The sequence below is a fragment of the Hungatella sp. L36 genome (assembly GCF_014288035.1).
Genome location: NZ_JACOPC010000002.1, coordinates 541,159 through 560,652, shown reverse-complemented (window position 1 = coordinate 560,652; position 19,494 = coordinate 541,159). Strand labels below are relative to the sequence as shown.

The window sequence follows — 19,494 nt, the reverse complement described above, 5'->3', positions numbered from 1 at the left end:
GTAAGTTATAAATTACATATAGAAAGGTTTTGCGCGATGATGAAAGGTGATTTAACACAGGGGCCGGTGATGAAAACCATGCTTCTCTTTGCGGTTCCCATGATTTTAGGCAATCTTTTACAGCAGTGCTATAATGTGGCGGATACTCTCATTGTGGGCCGTTTCCTCGGGCCGGACGCACTGGCTGCGGTGGGATCCGCATTTACCCTGATGACTTTTCTGACCTCAATCCTGCTGGGACTCTGTATGGGAAGCAGCGCCGTCTTTTCGATCCGGTTTGGGCAGAAGGATTTTGACGGGCTGAAAGAAAGTATCTTTACCTCCTTCCTTCTCATTGCGGTAATCAGTATCCTCCTGAATCTGCTGGCCTTTTGGAGTGCGGATCTGATTCTTGTTTTTTTAAGAGTGCCGGAGGAAATACGGGGGATGATGCGGGAGTACCTGATTGTCATATTCTGCGGTATCATGGCTGTGTTTCTCTATAACTATTTTTCCTGTCTCCTGCGCGCCATTGGTAATTCCGTCACGCCTCTGCTGTTTTTAGCTGTTTCCGCCGTGCTGAATATCGCTCTGGACCTCTGGTTTGTGCTGGGACTTCACCGCGGTGTCGCCGGAGCCGCTGAAGCCACCGTAATCTCCCAGTACGTTTCGGGAATTGGAATTGCCGTCTATTCCTGGTTTTCCTGCCCGTGGCTGCGTATCGGGAAAGAACACATGAGAATCCGCCGCTCCTGCTTAAAAGAGATTGCCGGATTTTCCGTGCTGACGTGTGTCCAGCAGTCCGTCATGAATCTCGGCATCCTGATGGTGCAGGGTCTTGTCAACAGCTTTGGTACAACAGTGATGGCGGCATTTGCGGTCGCCGTGAAGATTGATTCCTTTGCCTATATGCCGGTACAGGACTTTGGCAACGCCTTCTCCTCCTTTATTGCCCAGAATTTTGGCGCAGGAAGGAAGGACCGGATTCAGACCGGATTTAAGGGAGCGGTCCTCGTCTCCTTTCTGTTCTGCCTTGGGATTTCCGCGATTATCTGGATCTTTGCGCGTCCGCTGATGCTTCTGTTTGTCAGTGAACGGGAGACGGCTATTATTGCGGAAGGAATGCGGTACCTTCATATTGAGGGGGCTTTTTACTGCGGAATCGGCTGTCTGTTTCTGCTCTATGGACTTTACCGTGCGCTGGGAAAGCCAGGCATGTCCGTGGTGCTCACGATCATCTCCCTGGGAACCCGCGTCCTGCTCGCCTATGTTCTGTCTTCCATTCCGGCGATCGGTGTGGTTGGAATCTGGTGGTCGGTGCCCATTGGGTGGTTTCTGGCGGATGCGGTTGGGTTGGGGTACTTTATCCGGTACAGACGGCGGCTGCTATAGAAGTGCCGGCCAGGACGTTGTAGAAAGGGCATTATAGGTATTACGTGCATTACGGGGATTATGGGTATTATGGGCATTATAAAAAGATGAAGTATGGATCACAGGGTCCGGACTTCATCTTTTTATTTTATGCTTTGGGCGTTCACGTTTCTTTGTATTTTCGATTCCTTACTGCTTTTACAGGCTCATACCAGAGTACAGAAACGGCAGCGATGCAGAGTGCTGTAAAGAATTGGAGCAGGGATAAGGGCGCCAGCTTCAAAAATGAATGAATTGGGCTGTAAAGGCTGACTCCCAGAAGCAGCAACGTCATAAAGGCGGCCAGACGCATGACGCGGTCCCGCGCCAGTTTCTTCGCGGAGCACCAGGCGCTGTCGCACTCGGAAGCATTGACCAGCACAAGGAACAGATTGCCCAGGATCACGATGGAAAGCCCCATGGAGCGCGCCTGCGGGGCAGATTCCCCCTGACTGAGCGTCAGGTAATAGCTTCCGAAGGAGGTGCCGAAAAGGACAAGCCCCTGCACGATACTTTTTGTCAGAGAGGAAAGGCGCAGCAGCTTTTCCGATCGTTTCCGCGGCGGTCTGCACATGACGCACGATTCTGCGGGCTGCCGCTCCAGGATCACGGAGCAGGTCGGATCAATCATCAGTTCCATTAATACGATGTGTACAGGCAGAAACATGAGCGCAGAAGGTGCGATCCCCAGCATGGAGGCCGAAAGGGAGGCCAGGGCAATGGGGATATGGATGGTGAAGATATATCCCACCGCTTTTCGGATATTGTCGTAGATCCGCCGCCCATCCCGCACGGTCTCGACAATGGTGTGAAAGTTATCATCCATCAGGATTAAGTCTGCGGCCTCCCTGGATACCTCACTTCCCCGTTTTCCCATAGCGATTCCAATGTCCGCATATTTCAGCGCAGGCGCATCATTGACTCCGTCCCCGGTCATGGCGACGATCTCCCCGCTATCCTTCAGAGCCTTGACAATCCGCATTTTGTGCTCGGGAATGACCCGCGCGAAGATCGATACCGACTTTACGGTCTGCAGCAGCTCTTCCTCTGTCATGCGGTCCAGCATCTCACCGGTGACACTGCCGCTCTCCCAGTCGATGCCGGTCTGCGCAGCGATGGCCGCCGCAGTTAAGCCGCTGTCTCCGGTGATCATGACGATACGGATACCTGCCCACCGGCAGAGGGCAATATCTTCCCTTATGCCTTCCCTCGGCGGATCATAAAGTCCTGCAAGCCCGGAAAACAGGAGGCCGCATCCAGCCAGAGAGTCCGGGACATTTTCATCCGGGGGCAGGGCCGCAGACGCCATGGCGATGACACGGAGTCCTTCTCCGGACAGCTCCGCGACCTTCTCTTCCACCGCCTTCCGCTCATCTTCAGAGAGGGAACAGAGTTCGAGAATGGCTTCCGGAGACCCCTTGGCAGCTACGAGGCGTTCCCCATCCAGCTCCCAGACATGCCCCATTCGCCTGGATTCGTTGGTAAATGCATACTCCTGAATAAGCGTGCCGCGAAAGAGATCATCCTTTGTAACTCCAGACTTCTCACAGTATTCCAGCATGGCTTTCTCCATGGGGTCATAGGCGTCGGTCTCGCAGGCCAGCCCCATAAGGAATACCAGCCCGCTGTCCCTGGCGGCCTCGGGCCACAACGTTTTCACTTCCATATGGTTCTTCGTGATGGTTCCGGTCTTATCCACACAGAGGACAGAGACGGCTCCCAGAGTCTCGACCGAAGGCAGATGACGCACCAGAGAGTGCTTCTTAGCCAGCCGCCATGCTCCCATGGAGAGAAAGACGGTGAGAACCACGGGAAATTCCTCCGGTATCATGGCCATGGCCAGGGTGACTCCCGACAAAATGCTTTTGATCAGGCGTTCCTGGAAGGGATAACCGGCCAGATTGATGTACGTGAAGGCGCTGACGAGGAGAAACAACAGCGCTGCGATTCCCGCACAGACGGTGACCAGGCTCTTCGTCTGCTTCTGAAGCGGAGTCATCACCTTTTCCGCTTCCAGAACGTGGCTTCCCGCCTTTCCGTATTCCGTGGCCGCACCTGTCTTTTCCACCAGAACATAAGCATTTCCCTGTACAGCCAGGGTGCCTGCGTAGCAGAAATCGTGTTTCCAGTAGCCTTCGCTGCTCTCCGGTTCCGGGGACGGATCGGTATTGGACGACCGGGCATGCTTCCAGACACGGACCGGTTCACCGGTAAGCGTTGATTCATCGACACAGAAATCGCTGCAGGATACGATGGAGCCGTCGGCCGGAATCTTGATGCCCTCGCAGAGCACCATGATATCCCCGGGCACCAGCTCCGCGCTGGCAATCTCCTGTCTGACACCGTCGCGGATTACCGTTACTCGCGGAGCAGACAAATCCCTGAGCGCACGCAGCGTGCGGTCGGTCTTCCATTCCTGGGCCACATCGATGGTGATCATACAGGTGACAAACAGGAGCATCACTGCTCCATCCCGCGGCTCTCCTAAGATGAAGTAGATCACCGAAGCGATCATCAAAAGGAGAAACATGGGTTCCGCCATAACGTGGAGTGCTTTCTTAAAAAAACTTTCTTTCTTTTGCGGAGTCAGTTCATTTCTTCCGTACTTTTCGAGAAGCTTTTGTGCACCGGCGGTTGTCAGACCTTCCGGCATCCCATTGTTCCAAGTCTCCATAAGGAACCTCCCATAATAGATTACGACAAAAAAGGCGCACCTGTGGAACATACTACTGTCCCACAGATGCGCCTGATACCCATCTGCTGCCGTCTCGACGGCCCGGCTTCATGTCATTTACAGACATTGCCTGCTCAGTTTGTACTGTTGATCCCGCATCCTTTCAGATGGAATGCAGTGCAAAGAGATTATCTGATGTTATTTTATGATGGAGGAGAGAAAGATGTGACAAAGGATTTGTCAAGAGGATTGAATGCAGGATTATAACAAGAAAGAGTCCGGCTCGCCGGACTCTCGCGCCGAAGCGCGGTCGCTTCAGCGGCCATACTTCCTTGGCGCGGAGTGCGCATCCTCCCGGAGGTTTTTTATTTCATAGGACGAACTTTCGTGTAAGAAAATAAAAAACGACAGAGGATACCGCACAACGCGGTACACTCTGTCGTTCTTTATAAATTTCAGAAAACCAGGCAGCCCGATTCTAACGAAACGAATTATAAAAGTCTTTCAAATCCGCCTTTGTTTCCGCGTCAAGCTCCGTTTTCTTTATGCCGAGTATGGCTCCCTCCAGCGAATAGAGACGATGAATGCAGGCGGAGTCATCGATGGCCTTGATACGCAGCCAGGCCTGACGGCTTCCGAGCTCCTTAAGTTCTTCATAAGTCGTGATACCGACCTGATTTAACTGTTCCTCCACTACTTTGCCGATATTCGGCAGCTTCGCCAGTTCTCCCATAAAGAATCCTCCTTTAGCGTTCTGCGAATTTTTCTACAATCTTTAGCAGGAGCTCAACCACTTTTTCCATGGACTGTACCGGAATAAACTCATACTTACCGTGGAAATTATAGCCTCCGGTGCAGAGATTCGGACACGGAAGACCCATGTAGGAAAGACGGGCGCCGTCGGTGCCTCCGCGGATCGGAGTTACGATCGGTTCGATGCCGATCTCTTCCATCGCCGCTTTGGCAATGTCGATCAGATAGATATTCGGCTCGATGATTTCTTTCATGTTGCGGTAGCTTTCCTTGAGTTCCAGATTCACGGTGCCTTTTCCGTATCTGTCATTTAAGTAGGCGGCAACACGCGTGATAAACTCTTTCTTCTCCGCAAACTTTTTCTCGTCAAAATCGCGGATGATGTAGTCTAAATGAGCCTCTTCCACGGTTCCGCGCATGGAATCCAGATGGAAAAATCCTTCATAGCCTTCTGTATACATGGGATTTTCAAAGACCGGAAGCATGTTGTGGAACTCCATGGCCATGAGTATCGCATTCCTCATCTTTCCTTTGGAGGAGCCTGGATGAATGCTGGAGCCGTGGATATCCACCTTCGCGGAGGCTGCATTGAAGTTCTCATATTCCAATTCTCCTAATCCTCCGCCATCCACGGTATAGGCGGCATCTGCGGCGAATCCTGCCACATCGAATAAATCTGCGCCGTGTCCCACTTCCTCATCCGGTGTGAAGCCAATGCGGATCGTTCCGTGGGGAATCTCCGGGTGAGCCAGAAGATACTCTGCCATGGTCATGATTTCTGCGACACCGGCCTTGTCGTCCGCACCAAGCAGTGTGGTGCCGTCCGTGGTGACAATGTCCTGTCCCTTATACTTTAACAGATCAGGGAAATCGGCTGTCTTCATGGTGAGACCGGTCTCCTGATTCATCAGGATGTCTCCGCCGTCATACTGTTTTACAATCTGCGGGTGTACATTGGCACCGGAGTAAGCCGGAGCCGTATCCATATGAGCGATAAAGCCGATTACCGGAACCTTCTTGTCCATGGTGGCCGGTATGGTGGCATATACGTATGAGTTCTGATCCACGCGCACGTCCTGTGCATGCATGGCGCGCAGTTCTTCCGCCAGTACCTCCGCTAAGACACGCTGGCTTTCCGTGCTCGGAAATTCTTCCACGTCTTCCTTCGATTCGGTATCGTAGGAAACATACTTTAAAAAGTGATTTAAAACTTCTGACATGATTCATGTCCTCCTTTGAGCTATAGATCTCTGTATCGTTGTGATAAGTATCTGACGGTTTCTGTCCCTTCAGACCTTCTTCTCTCAATTTTCTAATTATAACATAAACACGAACAGGGTGAAAGCCCCTATTATGTGTTTCCTGGCCTGACTAATCCCGCCTGCTGTCCGCTAATTCCGCCCTCACAGCTTCTGGAAATACGTAGTCCCATGAAAGCTGCAAAGCAGGGTTATCCAGCATGTCGCGATAGGGGGCAATTTCATTTTCCCACTGTTCCTTCGTACAGGGATCACCGTCCATCGTATAGGTATTCTTGTCAGGGTCGCCGTCCACCGCAAATTCCACGAGGAAATCACGGGATTCGGAATCGATAAGGAAACCGTCAAAATCCAGTCTTCGATAGTAATAGCAGTCGTAGCTGAGACCGGTTGCCTTATAACCGATCATTCCGCCGTCCTTCAATGGAGTCAAAGGCCTGGCATATCTGTCAGAGCTTCGGAGCAGGGCGAGCTTTCCGCTGCGGCACGTATAGATATTATAGAAATAACCGCCCACGATATGCAGCTCCGGGACCCCGTCTCCATTGCAGTCTCCGAAGGCATAAACGGCATTCCCATCTCCCATTGGATAGTCGGCCGTAGCCGTAAGGGAATACATGGTATCATCCTTTAAAAGTTCGCGGTACAGGCTGACTGCGGTCTCAGGAGAAGTCTGCTGGGAATAGATTTCTTCTTCGCTGGCTGCCGCTGTCTCAGGGCTTACTACTGCCTTTTCATATATGTCAGCCAGTTCCTCCGGCGTATAGACGAATTCGATCACATCTGTCATAAGGATTTGATCCCTGAGACGGTCGTAGCGATAGCAGACTCCATCTATAAGAATACCTTCCGTCAGCGTCTGCTCCAGTATGTCAGTCTCTCCTATGATGATGGGAGGAACGCAGTAATCTTCCTCCAAGCTGGTATAATAAATAAAGTGACTGGTGAAAAAATAATTGCTCTCCATGCGACCGGTCTCACCATAAAGAACCAGTCGGTACCGGTATATTTTCCCCCCTTTATCCGTATAACGGGTAATGGTTCCGCCCTCTGTGCTGAGATCCACGAAATCTCTTGTACTGCCTTTGATATTGATGACAAACGAATCGGTTGGCTCATCGTAATAGACGCTGGATCGGTATTGGCTCATAAAGGTGCTGATCTGTGCGGCAATCTTGCCGCAGGTATCGGGAATGGAGGGCTGGTTGGCTGATGACGACTCTGATGGCTCAAATGTTTCAGATGGTTCCGATGTCGCAGAATCGTCTGTGGTCACGGGCATGGTGGCAGACATGCTTTCTGTCTGTAAAGTTTCCTCACCCATGCCCGGAGCCTGTCTGCACGATATAAGTAAGATGGAGATCAACGGAAACAGAAAACAGGCCAGTGCATACTTTCTTCTTCGTGACATTTTATTCTCACCTGCTCTTTCTGCATTTTGCTTTTTCTGCATTTATAGGGAATAGAGCTGACTTTGTATATTGATACGATATGATATAGCGAAACAATATCATATACAGTAACAGAATCATATACAGCAACAGTATCATATACAGTAACAGTATCATACCCCACATAAAAAGTCACTGTTTACATGAACAGATTTTATCTTTGCAGCCTCCATTTTTCACCACAAAAAATCCTTTAAAAGAAAATAGCATTTATCTTCTCTCAAAGGATTTTTCTATACAGATTAACATAAAATTATTATGTCAACTCATCGCCTCTATCTTATTTCTTACTTACCTGTTTGCCAGTTCCCGCGTAATATCTTCCCAGGTTACACCCTTATCCGCCATCAATACCATCATGTGGTACAGGAAGTCGGAAATCTCATACTTCACTTCCTCCGGGTCAGGATTTTTAGCCGCAATCACAATCTCTGTCGCTTCCTCGCCCAGCTTCTTCAGGATCTTATCGATTCCCTTGTCGAACAGATAATTGGTATAGGAACCCTCCTTCGGATTCTCCTTGCGGTCGAGAATAATGGCGAAAACGTCTTCAAATACCTTTAAAGGATTCGTCTCCTGATACTCCTTCTTTACCAACGTCTGGAAGAAGCAGCTGCGCGCTCCCGTATGGCAGGCCGCGCCGATCTGATTGACCTTTGCCAACAGGGTATCGTTGTCGCAGTCTAAGGAGAGAGACTTCACATACTGGTAATGGCCGGAGGTCTCACCCTTCAGCCAGAGACTCTGGCGGCTTCTGCTGAAATACGTCATGAGGCCGCTGTGAAGCGTCGCCTCAAAGGCTTCCTGATTCATATAGGCCATCATAAGAACCTCGGAGGTCCGGTAATCCTGGACGATCACGGGGATCAGTCCGTCGGAGTTCAGCTTAAAGTCTTCCCACGCCACCGCACTTTCAAAGGTATCAACTGCAATACCGTTCTTCTTTAACTGCTGCTTTAATTCCATGCAGGAAGGTGATTTTCCGGTCATGGAACCGATGACGCCGGATACACGGCCAGAAGCCAACATAGAGGAAAATACAGCCGCATCAGGACAATCAGATGAGAGGATAAACGTCTCTTCCTTCTCCTCCAGCCGCGCGGTCTCCGCTTCCGACGGACAGGCACATCCGAGAATCATGACGGAAGCGCCAAGCTGGCTGTATTCCGCAGTCCGTTCCAGCCAGGTGAAATCCGGCAGCCAGGCGTAGATCTTATCATCACCGAAACGGTCGGAGGCCTCCTTCATCAAGTCTACATTTTCATCTACATCTACATTGAGAAATACGGCCTTTGCGCCTGCGTAGAGGTATTTCTTCACATCCTCCAGACGTCTGACGCGGCCTCCGGTTATAATGGGGACATCGGCCGTTCTGGCGATTTCCTTGATCAGTCCGATGGAACGCTCGTGATCCTCATCCGTTTCGGACAGATCATAGAGGAACAGCTCATCGGCGCCGCTGTCACCGTAATACCGGGAAAGCGCGAGGACATCATTCTCACAGCAGTCTGCACCCCACAGTGCGGCCGCCTTTCCCTCGCGGATACCGAATCCCGGAATCACCTTTTTATATTCGTTCATAACATCATTCTCCTTCCGCACCACTGTCATTCGAATGCTTCCACCGCTTCTTTTAGATTAATTCTGTTTTCATACAGAGCTTTTCCAATAATTGCTCCCTTTACACCAGCCTCATGAAGGCGTCTCAAATCGTCCATGGAAGACATTCCTCCGGAAGCGATGATGTCCATGCCGGTTGCCTCTGTCAGGGCCTTTGTGGCCTCCACATTGGGGCCGGTGAGCATGCCGTCTCTGGAAATATCGGTATAAACCACATGGCGGACGCCGTATTCCTTCATCTGACCGCATAGATCCGATGCCGTTATTTCGCTGACCTTCTCCCAGCCTTCGATGGCTACCAGCCCATTTTTCGCATCCACACCGGCGACGATCCGGTCTGCGCCGAAATGGGTAACTGCGTCGCGAAGGAAAAGGGGATTTTGGACCGCCTTTGTCCCGATGATTACGCGGCTGACGCCCAAATTCAGCATACGCTCGATGGCCTCCTCTGTCCGGATTCCGCCGCCGATCTCGATCGGCTTGGAGAAGGCTGCGACGATCCGTCTGATGGCGTCTTCATTGACCGAATAGCCTGCCAGCGCGCCATCCAAATCCACCAGATGCAGGAATGTGGCCCCCTGTGATTCCCAGTATGCCGCCACCTTCTCCGGAGAATCGGAATAAACGGTGATCTCTTTGAACTTTCCCTGTCTTAAGCGGACACACTGTCCGTTTTTCATGTCAATAGCCGGATATAACTGCATAATATTCTCCTTCTTCCCGGTTTACAGTGTCCCTTTTGTCGACAACACATCCGTGATTCTGGGGTCCGTCTGTGTGGCCTCGTCGAGAGCCTTGGCAAATGCCTTGAAGATGCCCTCAATGATATGATGGTTATTCTCCCCGGACAGCTTTCTGATATGAAGATTCATTTCCGCCGCATAGGAAACGGCGTAGAAGAACTCCTTTACCATCTCGGTCTCAAGCTGCCCGACTCTCTCGGCTGTAAAGGCCGCGTCGAAAACGAAGTAGGGGCGGCCCGATAAATCGATGGCACAGAGAAGCAGGGACTCATCCATGGGAAGAATCATATTTCCATACCGTTTAAGCGATTTCTTATTGCCAACCGCCTCTTTGATGGCGGTGCCCAGCACGATGCCCGTATCCTCGATCGTATGGTGGGTATCGACCTCCAAATCGCCCTTCACTTCCACGTCCAGATCAAACAGGCCGTGGCGGGCAAAGCTGTTCAGCATATGATCAAAGAAGCCGATTCCCGTCTGAACAGAAGCGCTGCCCGATCCGTCCAGGTTCAGCTTCAGGCGGATATCCGTCTCTTTCGTCACTCTCGTTATTTCCGCAGTTCTTCCCATATCCTCGTCCTCTCTTCTCTATTTTTCAAATCTGACCCTGACAGAATTGGCATGTGCGGTCAGCTGCTCTGCCTCTGCAAATGCCTCGATATCCTCATGAATGGCCTCCAGAGCGTCTTTGGAATAGTAAATGATGCTGGATTTCTTCACGAAGTCGTCTACGTTCAGCGGGGAGAAGAACTTTGCCGTTCCGTTGGTCGGAAGCACGTGGTTCGGGCCTGCGAAGTAGTCGCCAAGAGGCTCAGAACTGTATTCCCCGATGAAGATGGCTCCCGCATTTTTCACACGAGTCATGTCTTCAAATGGATTCTTCGTCACGATCTCCAAATGCTCCGGAGCGATTTCATTGACCGTTTCCAGGGCGTCTGCCATGGTGTCTGCCACCAGGATGTAGCCGTAATTATCCAGTGATTTCTGAATGATCTCTGAGCGGGAGAGCTCCTTTGTGAACCGCTTCGCCTCTTCCGATACCTTCTTTGCCAGGTCCATGCTGGTGGTAACCAGAATGGCAGAGGCCAGTTCATCGTGTTCCGCCTGAGATAAGAGATCCGCCGCTACAAAACGGGGATTGGCACTCTCATCGGCCAGGACCAGAATTTCGCTGGGACCGGCGATGCTGTCGATGCTGACATGGCCGTATACCGCCTTCTTGGCCAGCGCCACGAAGATATTGCCGGGGCCTACGATTTTATTGACCCGCGGGATGGATTCGGTACCAAACGCCAGTGCCGCGATAGCCTGGGCGCCGCCCACTTTATAGACCTCGGTCGCCCCTGCAAGATGCGCCGCGGTGAGGGTCACGGGATTGACCTTTCCGTCTCTGCCCGGAGGGGTTACCATGACGATCTTCTCGACTCCGGCCACCTCGGCGGGAATGATGTTCATGAGAACGGAGGACGGATAAGCCGCCTTGCCGCCGGGAACGTAGACGCCGACACTGGAAAGCGCTGTGATCTTCTGGCCCAGTATCGTTCCATCCGGCTTGCTGTCAAACCAGCTGTACGTCTTCTGCTTCTCGTGGAAGGCCCGGATATTCTTCATGGAGCGCTTCATGACCTCCAAAAGTCCCGGTTCCACCTCTCTCATGGCCTCTTCAATCTCCTCTTTTGTCACCCGGATGGTGGAGGCGTCTATCACGGCATGGTCAAACTGCTCTGTATAGGAAAATACGGCCGCGTCGCGGTCACGTTTTACTGTGTCCACGATCTCCTGGACCGTATCTGAATAGGCGGTATAATTGTTCGGATCACGCTTTAATAAGTCTGCGAGAATATCCTTTTTGGAAGTTTCGTCTAACGCAACAATTCTCATTTGTTTTCCTCCTTGTAGTGAGCGTTTTAAAACATCAGCCCATCGACTGCATTAAATTCCTCAAATCATGGATCAGACGGGTAATCCGGTCGTTTTCCCGCTTCATGCTGACCTGGTTGACTACCATGCGGGCAGACAGCGGACAGATCTCTTCCAGCACAGTTAAGCCGTTTTCCTTGAGCGTCGTGCCCGTCTCTACAATGTCCACGATGACCTCGGAGAGGCCGACGATGGGGGCAAGCTCAATGGAGCCGTTCAGCTTGATAATCTCCACGGTCTGGTGCTTTTTATTGTAAAAGTAATCCTTTGCAATGGCCGGATATTTGGTGGCCACACGGATTCTCTCGTGATGCTTTAACAGCTCTTCTGCCTCTTTCGGTCCGCAGACACACATACGGCAGTTACCCAGCCCTAAGTTCATCACCTCATAGAGCTTCCGGCCCTCTTCCAGGATGGTGTCCTTTCCGACCACGCCGATGTCGGCGGCGCCGTACTCCACGTAGGTCGGCACATCGCTTGCCTTGGCCAGGAAGAAACGCATCCCCAGCTCCTCGTTTGTAAAGATCAGCTTCCGGGAACTCTTATCCCGCATCTCTTCACATGTGATTCCGATTTTTTCCAGCAGATCCAGCGACTGTTCTGCCAGACGGCCCTTTGCCAGGGCAAATGTCAAATATCTCATGTCATCCCTCATCTTGTAACAGTTCAGACGGCTCATCTTCTTGACCGAAAAAACGGTCAAGAAGCATCGAATGTCCATCCGATGGAATAATCAGTGCAAAAACGGTCTTATAAACAAGCTTAACGCCCGCCTTTGCACTGATTTTTCCGCCGTCTGAACTGTTACCTCATTTTAAGTATTCGGACAGCGGTATCTCGTCCATCCGGTCTAAGTTCAAGTTCACGATCTTTACGGAAAAGCCCTTCTCATCTAAGTACAGCAGGTTCGTAATGGTGGTGCGCCCCGCATAGGCTTTATACGCCTCCAGCGTCTTGTCTGCCTTCTTAAGCTGAAGCTGCACCGGCATGGAGGTATCGCGGAAGTGCTTCGCAAGCTGGATCGCCTGCTCTCTGGATTCCGGCTCGAAGAGAATCATGGTATTGACCACCCGGACCGGCGTATCGATCTTCTGTCTGGATAAAGCCAGCATCAGATCATCGACGGAGATTCCGAAGCCCACGGCCGGTGCATCCTTTCCGAACTGGACGAGAAGCTTGTCGTACCGCCCGCCGTTTACGATGTAATCTCCGGTTCCGTAAGTATAGGCCTTGAAAATGATTCCGGTGTAATACTGGTACTGGCTCAGCATTCCAAGGTCATACGAAACGTATTCCGACAAATCGTAATATTCCAGAATCCGATTCACCTCTTCCAGACGGTCAATCGCCCGTAAGGCCCGCGGGTTTTTCGTAAACTCTCTGGCGGCCTGGATCTCCTCCAGGGAACCGAACAGTTCAGGAAGCTTTAGAAATGCATCCTTTAATTCCTGTGGAATGGGCTGTTCCATCACCAGCTCCTCCACGCCGAAATAATTCTTGTTCTCGATCAGCTCACGAAGCTTCTCCTCCATCTCCTCGTCCATGCCGGCTTCCTCTAGAAGGCCGCGGAAGAAATCGACCTCTCCCAGCTCCACCTGGAATTCCGTGAGGCCAGCCGCCTTCAGGGCCCGGATAACCATGGCGAGAATCTCCGCATCCGCGTCGGACGAGTCGTCACCGATCAGTTCCACACCGGTCTGGGCCGCTTCCTTGAGCCGTCCCTGGTAGCTGGTGTTATTGATAAAGGTCCGCTCCAAATAGCAGAGCCGCAAAGGCATATCCTCTTCTGTAAAATACTTCGTCACACATCTGGCGATCGCCGGCGTCTCATCGGGCCGGAGCACCAGGGTATGGTTGTCCCTGTCGAAAAACTTAAACATCTCTTTCGCTTTAACGCTTCCGCGGGATTCATTAAAGATATCAAAGAATTCAAAGGTCGGCGTTTCAATGTCCTGATATCCGTACAGATGGAATATCTCTAAGATCCTGTTCTGAATGGCTGCCTTTCGGGTACATTCCACTCCGTAGATGTCCCGGACGCCATCCGGTGTATGTAATAATTTGTTTGCCATAGCTTCCTCCGAACGTTGCTGCATACTGCTTTCGTATGGTAAAGTGCTACCATGATAACGTGTAGTTTATTATAAGGGACACTGCCCGACTTGTCAATCTCTTCTGTCCAAATCTTTCTGAATCATCTCCAGATAGTGGACAAAGATATCCCGGCAGCTGCGTATCTGCCAGGACTTATCCACTTCCTCATAGGTGAAGCTTTTGCGCCCGCCCTCCTCCATTCGAGTCCAGAATCGAAGGATTTCGTCGAACGGAAGATAATATATCTCATTTTTCACCGTATAGGACAGGATGATGAAGGAGATGCCTCCCTGCTCCTCGAATTCACGCATAAAGGCAATCTGATGCGGGTGGATATTGTGCAGGGGAAACGTCTCCACGGCGCACTCCTTGGCGTCAAAACAGACGGGAATCCCCTGTACGGCCCCGATGTAGTCTACCGTACTCTTCTGATCAAAATAAGCCAGCGTGATGTGGCGGCTCTCCTTATCGATGGAGATGGGGGTAATCGGGGTCGGCACCTTCTGGATCAGGGCCAGTTTCTTCTCACGGTAGCTGTCGTTGCTGCGGTTTATGATATCTTCCAGTGCGGAGCCTCTTAAGCCCCTCGTGTTCCATGTTCCCATAGCCTAACTCCAATCCCGGCAGATTTTCCGGAAGGTCTGCGGGAGCGGCGCTGAAAAGGTTTTGCCGGAAAGACCGGTCAGCGGTTCCGGCAGCTGCGGAAATGTCACCGTACAGGAATGAAGCATCTGGGAACGGATATTCCAGCGCTTTTTCGCCTCTTCATTGACCGAGCTGTCGCCGTATTTGTAGTCCCCAAGAATGGGATGGCCGATAGAGGCCAGATGCGCCCGGATCTGATGGGTCCGCCCTGTAATCAGCTTGACGCTTAACAGCGTGCAGTCCTCCGCCCAGCCGAGCGGTTCATATTCCGTCATAATGGGAACGCTTCCCGCCGTTTCCGTTGTGGTGACGGTCACCTGGTTCGTGGCCTCGTCCTTTTTAAGAAATCCGGTAATGACCTGTTTTTCCGTCACACGGCCCTTTACCACGCACCGGTAGTATTTATGCAGGCTTCTGTCCTTGAAGACCGCGGACATAATCTGAAGGCCCGGCAGAGACTTGCCGGCGACGACGAGGCCGCTGGTGTTTCTGTCCAGGCGGTTGCAGACGGATGGGCGGAAGCTCTGGAGCTGTTCTGTGGATAACTGTCCGCTGGATATGAGGTAATCGATGATGTATTCCACCAGGGATTCATCGGTGTCCTTCGCTTTCTGGGAAAGCATTCCCGAAGGCTTGTTGACCAGTAGAATATGGTCATCCTCATAAATGATATGCAGATTCACCTTTTTGACCTCCTGGAGCGTATGAGAGGAAAACTTCTCAATGGTCTCCTCGGAGAAGAACAGCTTGACCTCGTCTCCCTGGACGAGCTTCTCCGAGCCATCGCATTTTTTCCCATTCAGCGTGATGTTCTTCTTGCGCATCATCTTATAGAGAAATCCCTTACCGGCCAGATTTAAGTATTTGGCCAGCAGCTTGTCGAGCCGCTGACCCGATTCATTTTCAGAAACAATGAGAGAACGCATCTTTCAATTCCCCTTACATGGATAGATTTTTAAGCAGCTGGAGCGTGTAGTCCACACTGCCGTCATCCTCGTATTCTTCCGCCGGCTTCAGGCTCTCCATCCGGTGGAAAAATGCCTTTTCATCGAGAATGATCTTCACGCTAAGATCCAGCTTGTGTCCCGCAAACATCTCTTTTAAGAATTTCTCCGCTTTTGCAGTGTCCAGCTTCGGCGAGGTACAGTATAGGAATACGCCGCTGGGATGGACAATGGCTGCATCCGCCGGGATGATAGCGTCTCTGGTGGTGATGATTAAGTCGTAGAGAATGGAAAAACGTCCCTCATACCCTGCCGCTCTCCGGTGAAAGTCCTCGGAGGGCGTCTTATAACGCCAGGCCGCGAGAAGCGGTGAGGCCACGTTGGCCGTGGGAAGAACGGAAAGGATGGCCATGACCGTCAGAATATTCTTCCAGGCCGTGTTGTCCACAAAATATCTTGCGATCAGCTGGGCGATAATCATGGCTGCTCCGAAGGCGACTTTGCCTGTCTCCACTTTCTTATGATGGTTCCGGTATCCGTACTGCCCCTTGTTGTATTTTTTCACAGTTGTCATTCCTTTTTTATCGGTATAGTGTTGATTCAATCCCCGTTTGTTATAGCGCCTTCATGATTCTTAAGATCATGCCGTGAGGCAGAACCTTGCAGAGCAGATGAAATGCCTTCATGGTAATGCCGTAGACCGACACGGTCCGTCCCATCATATTGTCGCGGATCGCTTTCTTTACTACGCGCTTCGGATCCGCCATGACGATCCGCTTGTAGACCGGAATCTCGCCCGTGGTCTCCGCAATATCGAAGAATTCCGTCTTGACTGGTCCGGGGCATACTGCGGTCACATAGATGCCGCGCGGTTTTAACTCCTCGTTAAGCGCCCGGCTGTAGCTGAGTACGAAGGACTTCGTGGCCGCGTAGATGGCAAAATCCGGCTGCGGAAGAAATGCTGCCGAGGAAGCCAGCTGAATGATGCGGCTGTTCCCGGAGAGGTAGGGAAGCACCATATGCGTGACCACGCAGAGCGCTTTGCAGTTTAAATCCACCATACCGGCTTCATCGGCAAGATTTAAAGAACCTACCGGTCCAATCTTTCCGAAGCCCGCCGAGTTGATCAGCCATTTGACATCGGGGTGCTCTTCCTCCAGCGTGCACTGAAAATCCATCAGTTCCTTATGGTCTGTTAAATCCACGGCGAAGATGCGCAAACGCACTGGAACCGTGGATACCAGCTCCTTCAGCCGGTCTTCGCGTCTGGCGATAACCCAGATTTCATCGATTCCGTTAAAACGGTCCGCCAGCTGCCTGACAAATTCTCTGCCCATTCCTGAGGAGGCCCCTGTTACAACTGCAATCTTCATTTGAATCCCTTCTTTTCTCTTTTATTTTTTAACCTTTTTATGAACGTTTCTTATAGTCTTTCTCTTTCCCGCCGGTTTGTCATCCCGCTGCTTTGCAGCCGGATAACCGCCTGATGGCTGTCCATTCCCCGGCCTTTTCCCGCCGGCAGACTGTCCGCCCCCGGAAAATCTGGGACGGATCAGACATTTTTTGTCGTAACCGATTAAGTCGGTGCGTCCGGCTTTCTTCAGCGCTTCCTCCACCAGTTCGTAATTCTTTGGATTGCGGTACTGGATGAGTGCTCTCTGCATGGCCTTTTCATGCGGATTCGTGGGGACGTAGACCTTTTCCATGGTGCGCGGATCGTATCCGGTGTAGTACATGCAGGTGGAGATGGTGGACGGCGTCGGATAGAAATCCTGCACCTGTTCCGGCATGTATCCCAGGTCCCGCAAGTACTCGGCCAGTTCGATGGCCTCGGGCAGGCCGGAGCCTGGATGGGAGGACATCAAATACGGGACGAGATACTGCTTCATGCCAAGCTGTGCGTTCATATCTTTATATTCTTTGACAAACTGTCGGTACACCTTATTCTGCGGCTTGCCCATGCGGCTTAGCACCTTGTCCGCCACATGCTCCGGTGCTACCTTTAACTGGCCGCTGACATGGTACTGGCACAGTTCCTTTAAAAACTTCCGGCTGGGGTCTGCCAGCACGTAGTCAAACCGGATTCCGGAACGGATGAAGACCTTTTTCACCTTTGGCAGAGAGCGAAGCTTCCGGAGCAGTTCAATATAATCCGAGTGATCTGCCTTTAAATTCCTGCACGGTTCCGGGAACAGGCACTGGCGGTTCGGACATGCGCCTTTGGTCAGCTGTTTCTCGCAGGCAGGCGAGCGGAAATCAGCGGTGGGGCCGCCCACATCGTGGATATAGCCCTTAAAGTCCGGTTCTTCGGTCAGAAGCTTTGCCTCAGCCACCAGCGAATCATGGCTTCTCACCTGAATGATCCGTCCCTGATGGAAGGTCAGTGCGCAGAAGCTGCATGCGCCGAAACAGCCGCGGTTGCTGATCAGGCTGAATTTGATCTCCCGAATGGCCGGAACACCGCCCTCCTCTTCGTAGGACGGGTGATAGTTCCTCATATACGGAAGGTCGTAAACCTCATCCATCTCCTCGGTGGTTAATGGCTTGGAAGGCGGATTCTGAACGACGTAGCAATTGTCCTGGTACGGTTCCACCAGACGTTTCCCTGTAAATGGATCCGTGTTGCTGTATTGGATATAATAGCTCCTGGCGTATTCTTGTCTTTCCTCTTTCATGGCGCCGTAGGATGGCAGGGTCAGCGCGTCGTAGACGCTGTCCAGGCTGCTGGTCTTGTAGACCGTTCCGTCTATGAAGGTAATGTCTTTGATATCGATTCCGCTGTTTAATGCGTCTGCAATCTCGACGACGGACCGCTCTCCCATTCCGTAGGAGATTAAATCAGCCTGGGAGTCGATCAGGATCGAATGCTTTAACCGGTCAGACCAGTAATCGTAATGGGCCAGCCGCCTTAAGCTGGCTTCGATGCCGCCGATGATGATGGGAACCCGTTTGTAGACGCTGCGGATCAGGTTGCAGTAGACGACCGTCGCGTAATCGGGCCGCTTTCCCATAACGCCGCCCGGCGTGTAGGAATCCTGCTGTCTCCGCTTTTTGGAAACAGAATAGTGGTTTACCATGGAGTCCATATTTCCGCCGGATACGAAGAAGCCCAACCGGGGTTCTCCCAGCACCCGGATGCTCTCCGGATCTTTCCAGTCCGGCTGGGCGATGATCCCCACCTTGTAGCCGTGCGCCTCCAGAAGCCGGGTTATGATGGCGTGTCCGAAGGAGGGGTGGTCCACATAGGCGTCACCGCTCACATAGACAAAGTCACATTGGTTCCAGCCGCGGATATTCATATCGGCGCGGTTCATTGGCAGGTAATCGTGTATCATATTGCAGCTCCATTTCTGTTTATAATATCGTAATAATCGCGGATAAAGTAGTCGGCCAGACTCTTCTTCTCCGCTTCCATATGCCTGGAAAATTCGTCATCCACAGCACAGACCGTCATGCCGGCCCGTTTTCCAGCCAGTATTCCGGCGGGTACGTCTTCGAAGACAAGGCATTTACCAGGGGCTACGCCCAGACGGCCAGCTACATTCAGATAGATGTCGGGCGCCGGTTTTCCGGCTGCCACCTCGCAGGCGGTGGCGATAACTTGAAAATAGTCTCCGATCTTCAAAGTATCGATGACTGCGTCTACCATCTCTCTTCCGTTGCTGGTGGCAATGCCGGCCGCGATGCCGCGGGACTTCAAATGGCTGAGAAATTCACGGGCACCGGCCTTTAACGGCACCTGATGGCGGTATTTCTCAATGGACATCTCCCGCCAGATGGCTTTGATGTCTTCGATGGATTCCCTCAGTCCGAACCGGTCCTTGAAATAGACGGCGGTCTCGGAAAAACTCATTCCCTCGATCTCCTTCTGCAGCTCCGGAGGACAGTCGTGTCCATAGTTTTTAAGGAACTCAATGTCGATATCCTTCCACATCCACATGGAGTCCACAAGCGTTCCATCCAGGTCGAATATGACCGCTTTTGTCTCTTCTATCATCATCA

Annotated in this window: 17 protein-coding genes and 1 riboswitch; of the genes, 1 reads left to right on the top strand and 16 read right to left on the bottom strand. The window is 51.8% G+C overall.

Going from position 1 to position 19,494, the window contains the following annotated elements:
• The first annotated feature begins 39 nt into the window (after positions 1 to 39).
• Entirely contained in the window at positions 40 to 1,371 is a 1,332-nt protein-coding gene (locus tag H8S80_RS08195) for an MATE family efflux transporter (RefSeq protein ID WP_117631852.1), read from the top strand.
• Between the two features lie 142 nt (positions 1,372 to 1,513).
• Here the strand turns inward: H8S80_RS08195 and H8S80_RS08190 are convergent, their stop codons facing one another.
• The 16 genes from H8S80_RS08190 to H8S80_RS08115 all read right to left on the bottom strand — a co-directional run bounded on the left by H8S80_RS08190 (position 1,514) and on the right by H8S80_RS08115 (position 19,492).
• Positions 1,514 to 4,063: a cation-translocating P-type ATPase gene (locus H8S80_RS08190; RefSeq protein WP_117631699.1), complete on the bottom strand. Its 2,550-nt coding sequence runs from the start codon at positions 4,061 to 4,063 to the stop codon at positions 1,514 to 1,516.
• A gap of 53 nt (positions 4,064 to 4,116) precedes the next feature.
• A riboswitch (NiCo riboswitch) is annotated at positions 4,117 to 4,211 on the bottom strand.
• A gap of 330 nt (positions 4,212 to 4,541) precedes the next feature.
• Positions 4,542 to 4,796, bottom strand: coding sequence for a TfoX/Sxy family protein (locus H8S80_RS08185; protein ID WP_002604131.1), 255 nt, complete (start codon positions 4,794 to 4,796; stop codon positions 4,542 to 4,544).
• Positions 4,797 to 4,809: 13 nt separating this feature from the next.
• The gene (pepT, locus tag H8S80_RS08180; RefSeq protein ID WP_002604132.1) at positions 4,810 to 6,036 is read right to left on the bottom strand and encodes a peptidase T; all 1,227 of its coding nucleotides are present in this window, start codon (positions 6,034 to 6,036) and stop codon (positions 4,810 to 4,812) included.
• Between the two features lie 151 nt (positions 6,037 to 6,187).
• Complete coding sequence (locus H8S80_RS08175) at positions 6,188 to 7,486, bottom strand: hypothetical protein (protein ID WP_117631697.1); 1,299 nt, start codon at positions 7,484 to 7,486, stop codon at positions 6,188 to 6,190.
• A 331-nt stretch (positions 7,487 to 7,817) separates the two neighbouring features.
• Positions 7,818 to 9,107 carry a bifunctional phosphoribosyl-AMP cyclohydrolase/phosphoribosyl-ATP diphosphatase HisIE gene (gene hisIE / locus H8S80_RS08170; protein ID WP_038258666.1) on the bottom strand — a complete coding sequence of 430 codons (1,290 nt, stop codon included), beginning with the start codon at positions 9,105 to 9,107 and terminating at the stop codon, positions 7,818 to 7,820.
• A 26-nt stretch (positions 9,108 to 9,133) separates the two neighbouring features.
• The gene (hisA, locus tag H8S80_RS08165; protein WP_002604135.1) at positions 9,134 to 9,850 is read right to left on the bottom strand and encodes a 1-(5-phosphoribosyl)-5-[(5-phosphoribosylamino)methylideneamino]imidazole-4-carboxamide isomerase; all 717 of its coding nucleotides are present in this window, start codon (positions 9,848 to 9,850) and stop codon (positions 9,134 to 9,136) included.
• A gap of 21 nt (positions 9,851 to 9,871) precedes the next feature.
• Positions 9,872 to 10,459 (bottom strand): imidazoleglycerol-phosphate dehydratase HisB, encoded by a 588-nt coding sequence (gene hisB, locus H8S80_RS08160; protein ID WP_117631695.1) that lies wholly within the window; start codon positions 10,457 to 10,459, stop codon positions 9,872 to 9,874.
• An 18-nt stretch (positions 10,460 to 10,477) separates the two neighbouring features.
• Positions 10,478 to 11,770, bottom strand: coding sequence for a histidinol dehydrogenase (hisD, locus tag H8S80_RS08155; protein ID WP_002604137.1), 1,293 nt, complete (start codon positions 11,768 to 11,770; stop codon positions 10,478 to 10,480).
• A 34-nt stretch (positions 11,771 to 11,804) separates the two neighbouring features.
• Positions 11,805 to 12,452 (bottom strand): ATP phosphoribosyltransferase, encoded by a 648-nt coding sequence (gene hisG, locus H8S80_RS08150; RefSeq protein WP_002604138.1) that lies wholly within the window; start codon positions 12,450 to 12,452, stop codon positions 11,805 to 11,807.
• A gap of 166 nt (positions 12,453 to 12,618) precedes the next feature.
• Positions 12,619 to 13,881 (bottom strand): ATP phosphoribosyltransferase regulatory subunit, encoded by a 1,263-nt coding sequence (gene hisZ, locus H8S80_RS08145; protein WP_002604139.1) that lies wholly within the window; start codon positions 13,879 to 13,881, stop codon positions 12,619 to 12,621.
• Between the two features lie 93 nt (positions 13,882 to 13,974).
• Complete coding sequence (locus tag H8S80_RS08140) at positions 13,975 to 14,508, bottom strand: Holliday junction resolvase RecU (protein WP_002604140.1); 534 nt, start codon at positions 14,506 to 14,508, stop codon at positions 13,975 to 13,977.
• A gap of 3 nt (positions 14,509 to 14,511) precedes the next feature.
• Complete coding sequence (locus H8S80_RS08135; protein WP_002604141.1) at positions 14,512 to 15,474, bottom strand: RluA family pseudouridine synthase; 963 nt, start codon at positions 15,472 to 15,474, stop codon at positions 14,512 to 14,514.
• A gap of 13 nt (positions 15,475 to 15,487) precedes the next feature.
• The gene (locus H8S80_RS08130) at positions 15,488 to 16,066 is read right to left on the bottom strand and encodes an O-linked GlcNAc transferase-like protein (RefSeq protein WP_117631693.1); all 579 of its coding nucleotides are present in this window, start codon (positions 16,064 to 16,066) and stop codon (positions 15,488 to 15,490) included.
• A gap of 40 nt (positions 16,067 to 16,106) precedes the next feature.
• The gene (locus H8S80_RS08125; RefSeq protein WP_002604143.1) at positions 16,107 to 16,865 is read right to left on the bottom strand and encodes an SDR family NAD(P)-dependent oxidoreductase; all 759 of its coding nucleotides are present in this window, start codon (positions 16,863 to 16,865) and stop codon (positions 16,107 to 16,109) included.
• A gap of 21 nt (positions 16,866 to 16,886) precedes the next feature.
• Positions 16,887 to 18,827, bottom strand: coding sequence for a YgiQ family radical SAM protein (locus H8S80_RS08120; protein ID WP_117631691.1), 1,941 nt, complete (start codon positions 18,825 to 18,827; stop codon positions 16,887 to 16,889).
• Positions 18,824 to 19,492, bottom strand: coding sequence for an HAD family hydrolase (locus H8S80_RS08115; RefSeq protein ID WP_002604145.1), 669 nt, complete (start codon positions 19,490 to 19,492; stop codon positions 18,824 to 18,826). The genes H8S80_RS08120 and H8S80_RS08115 overlap by 4 nt, the downstream gene beginning before the upstream one ends.
• Positions 19,493 to 19,494: the final 2 nt, after the last annotated feature.